This window comes from Phormidium sp. CCY1219 (assembly GCF_055795085.1).
This window is the reverse complement of sequence record NZ_JAYFEQ010000639.1, coordinates 1-967: the sequence shown is the minus strand read 5'-3', so window position 1 is coordinate 967 and position 967 is coordinate 1. Positions and strand designations below refer to the sequence as shown.

At 54.9% G+C, this 967-nt stretch carries 1 pseudogene; it reads right to left on the bottom strand.

Annotation, left to right across the window (positions count from 1 at the left end):
- Positions 1-967: pseudogene (locus AC0QH1_RS18330) on the bottom strand (WD40 repeat domain-containing protein); the annotation flags it as partial.

The window sequence follows — 967 nt, the reverse complement described above, 5'->3', positions numbered from 1 at the left end:
GGTTTGATCATCGGATGCCGAGACGGCTCGTTTCCCGTCCGGGGCGATCGCTACTGCTAGTACCCAGTCACTATGCCAAGTGAGGGTGGCCAGTTCCGTTCCGGTCTCCAAATCCCACAGTTTCAGGGTTTTATCCGACGATGCCGAAAGTGCTCGTTTCCCGTCGGGGGCGATCGCTACTGCTGTTACCCAGCTACTATGCCCGCTGAGGGGGGCCAGTTCCCTCGCCCTCTCCAAATCCCACAGTTTCAGGGTTTTCTCATACGATGCCAAGACGGCTCGTTTCCCGTCCGGGGCGATCGCTACTGCATTTACCCTGAAACTATGCGTGGTGAGGGTAGCCAGTTCCCTCGCCCTCTCCAAATCCCACAGTTTCAGGGTTTTATCATTCGATGCCGAGACGGCTCGTTTCCCATCTCCATACGGTGCGCTATACCGAACTTCCACCCCAGCTTTATCATTCGATGCCGAGACCGCTCGTTTCCCGTCGGGGGTAATGGCTACTGCATTTACCCACGCACTATGCCCGGTGAGGGTGGCCAGTTTCGTCCCCCTCTCCAAATCCCACAGTTTCAAGGTGTTATAATTATAATAATACCCCGATGCCGAGACCGCTCGTTTCCCGTCGGGGGTAATGGCTACTGCATTTACCGAGCCACTATGCGCTCTGGGGGTAGCCCGTTTTGTCCCCGTCTCCAAATCCCACAGTTTCAGGGTTTTATCATTCGATGCCGAGACCGCTCGTTTCCCGTCAGGAGTGATAGCTACTGCATTTACATTGCCACTATGCCCTTCTAGAGTGGCGAGTGCCGAGACCGCTCGTTTCCCGTCAAGAGTGACTGCTGTTACCTCGTAACTATGCCCTTCTAGAGTGGCGAGTTCCGTTCCGATCTCCAAATCCCACAGTTTCAGGGTTTTCTCATACGATATCGAGACCGCTCGTTTCCCTTCGGGGGTAATGGCTACT